At 62.6% G+C, this 8992-nt stretch carries 9 protein-coding genes; 7 read left to right on the forward strand and 2 right to left on the reverse strand.

Annotated features, from left to right (window positions below):
- The first annotated feature begins 172 nt into the window (after positions 1-172).
- The 6 genes from ACI77I_RS31065 to ACI77I_RS31090 all read left to right on the forward strand — a co-directional run bounded on the left by ACI77I_RS31065 (position 173) and on the right by ACI77I_RS31090 (position 6103).
- The gene (locus tag ACI77I_RS31065) at positions 173-1822 is read left to right on the forward strand and encodes an AMP-binding protein (protein WP_406999993.1); all 1650 of its coding nucleotides are present in this window, start codon (positions 173-175) and stop codon (positions 1820-1822) included.
- Between the two features lie 30 nt (positions 1823-1852).
- Positions 1853-2296, forward strand: coding sequence for a hotdog fold thioesterase (locus ACI77I_RS31070; RefSeq protein ID WP_094953674.1), 444 nt, complete (start codon positions 1853-1855; stop codon positions 2294-2296).
- 97 nt (positions 2297-2393) lie between these two features.
- On the forward strand, positions 2394-3197 hold the full coding sequence (locus tag ACI77I_RS31075) for an alpha/beta fold hydrolase (protein WP_094953673.1): 804 nt from the start codon (positions 2394-2396) through the stop codon (positions 3195-3197).
- On the forward strand, positions 3194-4048 hold the full coding sequence (locus ACI77I_RS31080; protein ID WP_406999995.1) for an alpha/beta hydrolase: 855 nt from the start codon (positions 3194-3196) through the stop codon (positions 4046-4048). Before ACI77I_RS31075 ends, ACI77I_RS31080 begins: the two co-directional genes overlap by 4 nt.
- 102 nt (positions 4049-4150) lie before the next feature.
- Entirely contained in the window at positions 4151-4969 is an 819-nt protein-coding gene (locus ACI77I_RS31085; protein ID WP_406999997.1) for a DUF4892 domain-containing protein, read from the forward strand.
- Between the two features lie 72 nt (positions 4970-5041).
- On the forward strand, positions 5042-6103 hold the full coding sequence (locus ACI77I_RS31090; RefSeq protein WP_242155207.1) for an AI-2E family transporter: 1062 nt from the start codon (positions 5042-5044) through the stop codon (positions 6101-6103).
- On the opposite strand, the gene ACI77I_RS31095 is transcribed toward ACI77I_RS31090, so the two are convergent.
- Complete coding sequence (locus ACI77I_RS31095) at positions 6100-7134, reverse strand: HAMP domain-containing sensor histidine kinase (protein WP_094953669.1); 1035 nt, start codon at positions 7132-7134, stop codon at positions 6100-6102. The two genes, ACI77I_RS31090 and ACI77I_RS31095, sit on opposite strands and share 4 nt — an antisense overlap.
- The gene (locus tag ACI77I_RS31100) at positions 7134-7949 is read right to left on the reverse strand and encodes a response regulator (RefSeq protein WP_371917717.1); all 816 of its coding nucleotides are present in this window, start codon (positions 7947-7949) and stop codon (positions 7134-7136) included. Before ACI77I_RS31100 ends, ACI77I_RS31095 begins: the two co-directional genes overlap by 1 nt.
- Positions 7950-8157: 208 nt before the next feature.
- Between ACI77I_RS31100 and pyrF the strand changes: the two genes are divergently transcribed.
- Positions 8158-8856: an orotidine-5'-phosphate decarboxylase gene (pyrF, locus tag ACI77I_RS31105; RefSeq protein WP_094953668.1), complete on the forward strand. Its 699-nt coding sequence runs from the start codon at positions 8158-8160 to the stop codon at positions 8854-8856.
- Positions 8857-8992: the final 136 nt, after the last annotated feature.

The following is an 8992-nucleotide window of genomic DNA, read 5'->3' on the forward strand; positions in this document are numbered from 1 at the left end:
GCAGTCGTTACCCAAATAACGGATATGCCCCCAGCGACCCCAAAACAACCCCATCACTCAACCTGTAAAAAGATACCTACCCCATAGGATAGATCGCCGCTTCGTGTGTGCTATATAGTCAACCAAGCAAGTGCTTGGTTGGCTATCATCGGATCACAAAGGAGCGCGTCCCATGCCTGTCGCTTTTCGTTTGCCGTTGCAGGTCTTCTTCGAACGTGAAGCGCGACACCCGCGCAAGCCCTTTCTGGTGCAGCCCACCGGCGGCGGCGAAGTGCAGACCCTCACCTGGGGCGAGGTCGGCCACCAGGCCCGCTGCGCCGCGCAGTGGCTGCGTGCCCGTGAGCTGCCGGCAGGCTCACACATTGCGCTGATCTCGAAAAACTGCGCGCACTGGATCATCGCAGACCTGGCGATCTGGATGGCCGGGCATGTGTCGGTGCCGCTCTACCCCAACCTCACCGCCGACTCCGTCGCCCATGTGCTGACCCATTCCGAGGCGGCGCTGGCGCTGATCGGCAAGCTGGATGACTGGCCGGACATGGCGCCGGGTATCCCGAACGGGTTGCCGACCATCAGCCTGCCGCTGTGCCCGGCCGGTGACTTCGATTACCGCTGGGCCGATCTGCAAGCCTGCTCGCCGATCCAGGACAGCCCCGAACCTGCCGCCTCCAGCCTGGCCACCATCGTCTATACCTCCGGCACCACCGGCTTGCCCAAAGGCGTGATGCAAACCTTCGGCGCCTTGGGCTTTGCTGCCACCCGTGGCACTGAGTTGTTTGGCCTGGGGGAGGGCGACCGCCTGCTGTCTTACCTGCCGCTGTGCCATGTGGCGGAGCGGATGTTTGTGGAGCTGGCGTCGATCTACACTGGGCAAACCGTGTTTTTTGCCGAGAGCCTCGACACCTTTCTAACCGATTTGCAGAGGGCGAGACCGACGGCGCTGTTCGGCGTGCCGCGAATCTGGACCAAGTTCCAGATGGGCGTCTACAGCAAGATCCCGCAAAAGCGCCTCGACACCCTGTTGGGCCTGCCGTTTATCGGCAAACGCGTCGGCCATAAAATCCTCGCGGGTTTGGGGCTGGATGCGCTGCGCATTGCGCTGTCCGGTGCGGCGCCTGTGCCCGAGGCCTTGCTGCGCTGGTATCAGCGCCTGGGGCTGGACGTGCTGGAGGTGTACGGCATGACCGAAAGCTGCGGCTATTCCCACGTCTGTCGCCCCGGCCAGCAGACGCTCGGCTGGATCGGCCTGCCGTGCCCTGGGGTTGAAGTGCGCATCGACGCATCGGGTGAAGTGCAAGTGCGCAGCGGCGCGACCATGCTCGGTTACTTCAAAGACCCGCAGAAAACCGCCGAAACCCTCACCGACGATGGTTTCCTGCGCACCGGCGACAAGGGCGAGCAGGATGCCGACGGCCGCCTGCGCCTGACCGGACGGCTCAAGGAAATCTTCAAGACCAGCAAGGGCAAATACGTGGCCCCGGCGCCGATTGAAAATCGCCTGGCCGAACATGCACGCATCGAGCAAGTATGCGTGGTCGGCGATGGCCTGAGTGCGCCGATCGGCTTGTGCGTTTTATCCGCCGGGCCTCAAGATCGACACGCGTTGCGCAGCAGCCTCGAACGCTGGCTGGAACAGGTCAACCAGGCGCTGGATAAGCATGAGCGCCTGCGTCAACTGGTGGTGGTAAAAGACAGTTGGGCGGTGGAAAACGGCTTCCTGACGCCGACCCTGAAGATCAAACGCGCGGTGATCGAGTCGACCTACGGTGCCCAATTCCAGCGTTGGAGCGCGCGCAGCGAATCCATTCTGTGGCAGGATTAGGGCCGTAATAAAACTAACAAGGACAATCGCATGAGCCTGTGGCGCACCCAACCGAATATCGAGCAACTCAACGCGATCCAGAAAAACACCATTGGTGAGCTGCTGGATATCCGTTTCGAAAGCTTCGACGACCAATCCCTGACCGCCAGCATGGTGGTCGACCATCGCACCCATCAACCCTACGGCCTGCTGCACGGCGGCGCGTCGGTGGTGCTGGCCGAAAGCGTCGGCTCCATGGCGGCTTACCTGTGTATTGATGCCAGCAAGTTCTATTGCGTGGGCCTGGAGGTCAACGCCAACCACCTGCGCGGTGTGCGCAGCGGGCGGGTCACGGCGGTGGCGCGGGCGATCCATATCGGCCGCACGACCCAGGTGTGGGACATTCGCTTGACCAGCGACGATGGCAAAGCCAGCTGCGTATCGCGCCTGACCATGGCCGTGGTGCCTTTGGGCGAGAACCCGCCGGCGCGATAGGCGTGGCGTGAGTGTCATCATTCCTGGCGGTTACAGTCATTGCTGTAACGGCCAGGCATGGTGACAATCAACTTCTGTTTTTGTAGATGAGTCCGGTATGTCGCAGCATGTGTTTTTCGCTCACGCCAATGGCTTCCCTTCGGCCACCTACGGCAAGTTGTTTGCCGCCCTGGCCCCCGAATATGCAGTGGCTCACCTGCCGCAGCACGGTCACGACCCCAGGTTTCCGGTGGACGACAACTGGCAGAACCTGGTGGACGAGCTGATCCACCATCTGGAACTGCAGCCGGAACCGGTGTGGGGCGTGGGCCATTCCCTGGGTGGCGTATTGCATTTGCACGCGGCCATGCGCTGCCCGCAGTTGTACCGGGGTGTGGTGATGCTCGATTCGCCGGTGCTGACCCGCGCCGATCGCTGGGTTATCCGTGCCGCCAAGCGCTTCGGTTTTATCGACCGCCTGACCCCGGCCGGGCGCACCTTGGGCCGCCGTGAAGAGTTCACCGACCTGGATGCCGCGCGCAGTTACTTCGCCGGCAAGACGCTGTTTCGCGGCTTCGACCCGGAATGCTTTGATGCTTACCTGCAACATGGCCTGCAGCAGGTGGGTGATCGCCTGCGCCTGCGCTTTGATCCGGCCACCGAAATCAGCATCTACCGGGGCGTGCCCCACACTAGCCCGGGCCAGGTTCGCCAGTTGAAGGTGCCGCTGGCTGTCGTCCGTGGCCGTCAAAGTCGGGTGGTGATGCGTCACCATGCCAGCGGCGTCGACCGCCTGCCCATGGGCGAGATGCTCACCATGCCTGGCGGCCATATGTTCCCGCTTGAGCGCCCTCAGGACACCGCGACGTTGATCAAGAACCTGTTCTCGCGCTGGGAAGCGCGCGAGCGCCGTTGCGCATGAGCACACCGGTCGAAGAGGTTCGCCTGAGCCTGCCGCATATCGAGTTGGCGGCGCATCTGTTTGGCCCCGAAGACGGTCTGCCGGTGATCGCCCTGCATGGCTGGCTGGACAACGCCAACAGCTTTGCGCGGTTGGCGCCGAAACTGCGCGGTTTGCGCATCGTTGCGCTGGACATGGCCGGCCATGGGCATTCGGCGCATCGCCCTTTAGGCGCCGGTTATTCCCTCTGGGATTACGTCTTTGATGTGCTGCAAGTCGCCGAACAACTGGGTTGGAAACGTTTTGCATTACTTGGCCATTCCCTCGGCGCCATCGTTTCCATGGTACTGGCCGGTGCCTTACCGGAACGGGTCACGCACCTGGGGTTGATCGACGGTGTGATCCCGCCGACCGCCCCAGGCGAGAACGCCGCCGAGCGGCTGGGCATGGCGTTGCAGGCGCAGTTGAGCCTGCAGGACAAGCGCAAACCGGTCTACCACACGCTGGATCGGGCGGTTGAAGCACGTATGAAAGGCGTGGTGGCGGTCAGCCGCGAAGCCGCTGAACTGCTGGCCCAGCGCGGCTTGATGCCGGTGCCGGGTGGCTACACTTGGCGTACGGACAGTCGCCTGACCTTGGCATCGCCGATGCGCCTGACCGATGAACAGGCGATGGCTTTCGTGCGGCGTGTGGGTTGCCCTACACAATTGGTGGTCGCGGCTGACGGCATGCTGGTGAAACATTCCGAATTGCTTTCCCAGTTACCTTTTACGGTGAACACGCTGCCGGGCGGCCATCATTTACACCTTAATGATGAGCCCGGCGCGATCCTTGTTGCAGACTGTTTCAATCGGTTCTTCCACGCGCCTTGACTTGGCGTGGGCAACTGCCGAGGCTGGGCGGATTGAAAGGGAGTCAACCATGTACGATATGAACACTGCTGCGACCTCTAATGGCCATGGCTCAACCCTGCGATGAGCCTGCGTAAAGGATGTATCCGTGCCCTCGGGCTGTGCTGTTTCAGCCCCTTGGTGTTCGCCGCCGACGTGCCGGGAAGCCTGGATTTACCGGCCGTGTCCCGCCAGGTCGATGCGCAAATCGTCGATTACCGCCCTGCCGAAGAAAAGGAACGCATCTACCCGATGGGCGCGATCCGCAAAATCAGCGGCCAACTGCGCTACGAAGGCCAGGCCACGGCGCGCGGCCAAGCCACCGCCATTACCTATGAACTGCCCGCCGAGCACACCTCTAGCGCCGCGTTTACCGCGACCCGCGAAGCGTTGCAGGCCAAAGGCGCGCAGTTATTGTTCTGGTGCCAGGCCCGTGATTGCGGTGAAAGCAGCCTGTGGGCCAATGAAGTGTTCGGCAACGCCAAGCTGGTCGGCGCCGATGGTCAGCAGGAATACCTGCTGTTACGCCTCGCGGCGCCCCAGGATAACTCTCTGGTAGCGCTGTACGGCATCACGCGCGGCAACCGTCGCGCCTATCTGCATGTTGAACAACTCGACGCCAGTGCGCCGCTGGGAGACGTGCTGCCCACCTCGGCCACCCTGCTGCGTGAGTTGAAAAGCACGGGTGAACTGGACTTCCCGGCACTCGGCGCCGAACCTGACGCCACCTGGCTGACCCTTATTTCCCGTGGCCTGAACCTCGACGCTACCTTGCGCATCAGTTTGACCGGGGCGAGCGCCGAAGCCTGGCGCCAGGGCCTGATCGACAGCGGTGTGCGCGCCGCGCGCCTGGAAACCGGCACCGGTGAAGCTAAGGGTTTGCACCTGCATCTGATACGCTGACCGTTACAGGGCGAACGGACCCGCGCCGTTCGCCTAAGCTCTCTTCCTACAGCCTTCTTCTCGAGATACCCGATGCTCAATAACGATCGCCTACTGGTGCAAATCCTGCTGCTGGTGCTGTTTGGTGCCAGCTTCTGGGTCATGGCGCCGTTCTGGTCGGCGCTGTTCTGGGGGGCGGTGCTGGCGTTTGCCAGTTGGCCGCTGATGCGTTTACTGACCCGCTGGTTGGGTGGCCGGGAATCCTTGGCGGCGGGCATTCTGACCTTGGGCTGGATGTTGCTGGTGGCGGTGCCGCTGGTGTGGCTGGGCTTCAACTTGGCCGACCATGTGCGCGACGCCGTGGGCCTGATCAAGGATATCCAGGTCGACGGCCTGCCTGCCGCGCCCACCTGGTTGGGGTCGATCCCGTTTGTTGGTGAGCGCCTGGTGGCTACTTGGGACAGCATCGACCAACAGGGCGCGGCGCTGATGGTCAGCATCAAGCCGTACCTGGGGCAGGTCGGTAATTGGCTGCTGGCGCGCAGTGCGCAGATCGGCGGCGGTATTCTCGAGCTGACCCTGAGCCTGGTGTTCGTGTTTTTCTTCTACCGGGACGGGCCGCGCCTGGCGACCTTTGTGCATCGCTTGCTGGAACGCCTGATCGGCGACCGTGCTGGCTACTACATCGAATTGGTGGCCGGCACCGTGCAACGCGTGGTTAACGGCGTGATCGGTACGGCTGCGGCCCAGGCGCTGCTGGCGCTGATCGGTTTCCTGATCGCCGGAGTGCCGGGCGCGCTGGTGCTGGGCATCGTCACCTTCCTGCTCAGCCTGATCCCCATGGGCCCGCCGCTGGTGTGGATCCCGGCCACGGCCTGGCTGGCATGGAAGGGCGACTACAGCCACGCGGTATTCCTCGGCGTGTGGGGCACGTTCATCATTAGCGGCGTGGACAACGTGCTCAAGCCGTACCTGATCAGCCGCGGCGGCAACTTGCCGCTGGTGATTGTACTGTTGGGCGTGTTTGGCGGGTTGATCGCCTTTGGGTTTATCGGCCTGTTTATCGGCCCGACCTTACTCGCGGTGGCCTACAGCCTGCTGACGGATTGGAGTGCAACCCAGGCTCAGGCCCGTCGCGAAGACAAACCCCTCTAAGCCCTCGGCAACCACATCACGGCGGTCAAGCCGCCGCCAGGGGTTTCTTCCAGGTTCAGGCGGCCGCCGAGGCGTTCCACCGCTTCCTTGGAAATCGTCATGCCCAGGCCGACGCCGCCCGAGTTGCGGTTGCGTGAACCTTCCAGGCGAAAGAATGGCTCGAACACCGCCTCACGTTTGTCCGTGGCAATCCCCGGGCCGTGGTCGATCACTCGGATGACCAGGGCCTCGCGGCTGTCCGCCAGTTCTATTCGCGCGGTACCGGCGTAGCGCAAGGCGTTGTCGATCAGGTTGTTGAGGCATGAGCGCAACGCCATCGGCTGCACCTGCAAGGGCGCGCAATTGCCGGCGAACTGCACATCGCAGCCTTGGTCCTGGGCGTTTTCGCTGAGGGATTCGACCAGCGCCTGCACGTCGAGCCAGTGCCGGGTTTCGCTGGTGCGTTGTTCGTGCAGGTAGCTCAGGGTGGAATCGAGCATGCCGATCATGTCATCCAAGTCCTGGCGCATCTGGCCTTGCAGCTTGGTGTCTTCGATCTGCTCCAGGCGCAGCTTGAGGCGTGACAGCGGCGTGCGCAGGTCATGGGAGACCGCGCCGAGCATGCGTGCGCGTTGGCTGACTTGCTCGCGAATGCGTTTTTGCATCAGGTTGAACGTCGACGCCGCCTGCCGCGCCTCGCGAGGCCCGGACTCGCTGAGCGGCGGGCTGTCGAGGTCGAGGCTCAAGCGTTCGGCCGCCGCGCTCAGGCGCTGGATCGGCCGGCTCAGCAGTTTGGCACCGTACCAGGCCGCGATAATCAGCGAGATAAACTGAAAGGTCAGCGGCACCACGGGGCCGCCGAACCAGGGGCGATGATGCTTGGGCAGCGGCTTCATCGTGCCGTCCGGCTGCTCGACGAAGGTTTCCTGGGGCGGCGGCGGTGGCGGGCCGTAGTGGTGAAACCAGAAGAATGCCAGCACGTGGGCCAGCACAATGGCCACCAGCAATACGCCGAACAGCCTGCCAAACAGCGTATTGAAGGTGGCACGCATCAGCCGATATCCCGCGCGTCGAACAGGTAGCCTTCGCCCCGCACAGTTTTGATCAGTTGCGGAGCTTTGGGGTCATCCCCCAGCTTTTGGCGCAGGCGCGACACCAGCAAGTCGATGCTGCGATCAAACGCCTCGATGGAGCGGCCACGTGCAGCGTCCAGCAGCTGTTCGCGGCTCAGCACGCGGCGTGGTCGTTCGATAAACACCCACAATAAACGAAACTCGGCGTTGGACAGCGGCACTACCAGGCCGTCGTCGGCCACCAGTTGGCGCAGTACGCTGTTGAGGCGCCAATTGTCGAAGCGAATATTGGCGCGTTGCTCGGTGCGGTCATCGCGCACCCGGCGCAGGATGGTCTGGATGCGGGCCACCAGCTCGCGCGGTTCGAAGGGTTTGGACATGTAGTCATCGGCGCCCAGTTCCAGGCCGATGATGCGGTCGGTGGGTTCGCAGCGCGCGGTGAGCATCAGGATCGGGATGTCCGATTCGCCGCGCAGCCAGCGGCACAGTGACAGGCCGTCTTCGCCCGGCAACATCAGGTCGAGCACCACCACATCAAAGGTTTCGGCTTGCATGGCTTGGCGCATGGCGGTGCCGTCGGTGACGCCGATGGCGAGAATATTGAAGCGGGCCAGGTAATCGATCAGCAATTCACGAATCGGTACATCGTCATCGACGATCAGCGCACGGGTGCTCCAGCGCTTGTCTTCGGCGATCACCGCGCCGTTTTGCTCTTCATTTACAGAGACGGTAGGGGTATGCATAGTGCGATCATCTGCCTGGTTGTTGCTGTCAGCATAGGCGCCCAGCTCCATGGCTGGAAGTGCTGGGCGGGCGGTCATGTGCGCGAGGCTAGCGGCGGGTCGTGTTGGGGGCATGTCGTGAATGTATCAGCCTTGACACATTTGGTTAAAATGGTCGCCGTAGCGCGGTTGGTCAGTATTTACCGATCATCGGATCCCGCAACGGCGCCGCTTGCGCTACAATCCGCGCCGATTTCGACTTGCCTGAGAGCCTATTCCAATGTCCGTCTGCCAGACTCCTATCATCGTCGCCCTGGATTACCCCACTCGTGACGCCGCACTGAAGCTAGCTGACCAGTTGGATCCCACGCTTTGCCGGGTCAAGGTTGGCAAGGAACTGTTCACCAGCTGCGCCGCCGAAATCGTCGGCACCCTGCGTGACAAAGGTTTCGAAGTATTCCTCGACCTGAAATTCCACGACATCCCCAATACCACTGCGATGGCGGTTAAAGCCGCTGCGGAAATGGGCGTGTGGATGGTCAATGTGCACTGCTCCGGCGGCCTGCGCATGATGAGCGCCTGCCGTGAAGTGCTGGAACAGCGTAGCGGGCCGAAGCCGCTGCTGATTGGTGTGACCGTGCTGACCAGCATGGAGCGTGAAGACTTGGCCGGCATCGGCTTGGATATCGAGCCTCAGGAGCAGGTATTGCGCTTGGCGGCCTTGGCGCAGAAGGCTGGCCTTGATGGTCTGGTGTGTTCGGCGCTGGAAGCCCAGGCCCTGAAGGCCGTGCACCCGTCGTTGCAGCTGGTGACCCCGGGGATTCGCCCGGCGGGCAGTGCGCAGGACGATCAGCGTCGCATTCTGACGCCGCGTCAGGCGTTGGACGCGGGTTCGGATTACTTGGTTATCGGTCGCCCGATCAGCCAGGCGGCGGATCCGGCGAAGGCGTTGGCGGCAGTGGTTGCTGAGATCGCCTGATTAGTGTGATTGAAAGTGGGCACGGTCAAGTGTGGGAGCTGGCTTGCCTGTGATGGCAACTGAAACGCCCAGTTCGCAGCATGGGGATCTGCGCAACACTTTGTGGTGCGCTGAGCCTGTGATGGGGTTAGGTAGG

The organism is Pseudomonas sp. D47, from assembly GCF_045447305.1.
Taxonomy (GTDB): Bacteria; Pseudomonadota; Gammaproteobacteria; order Pseudomonadales; family Pseudomonadaceae; genus Aquipseudomonas.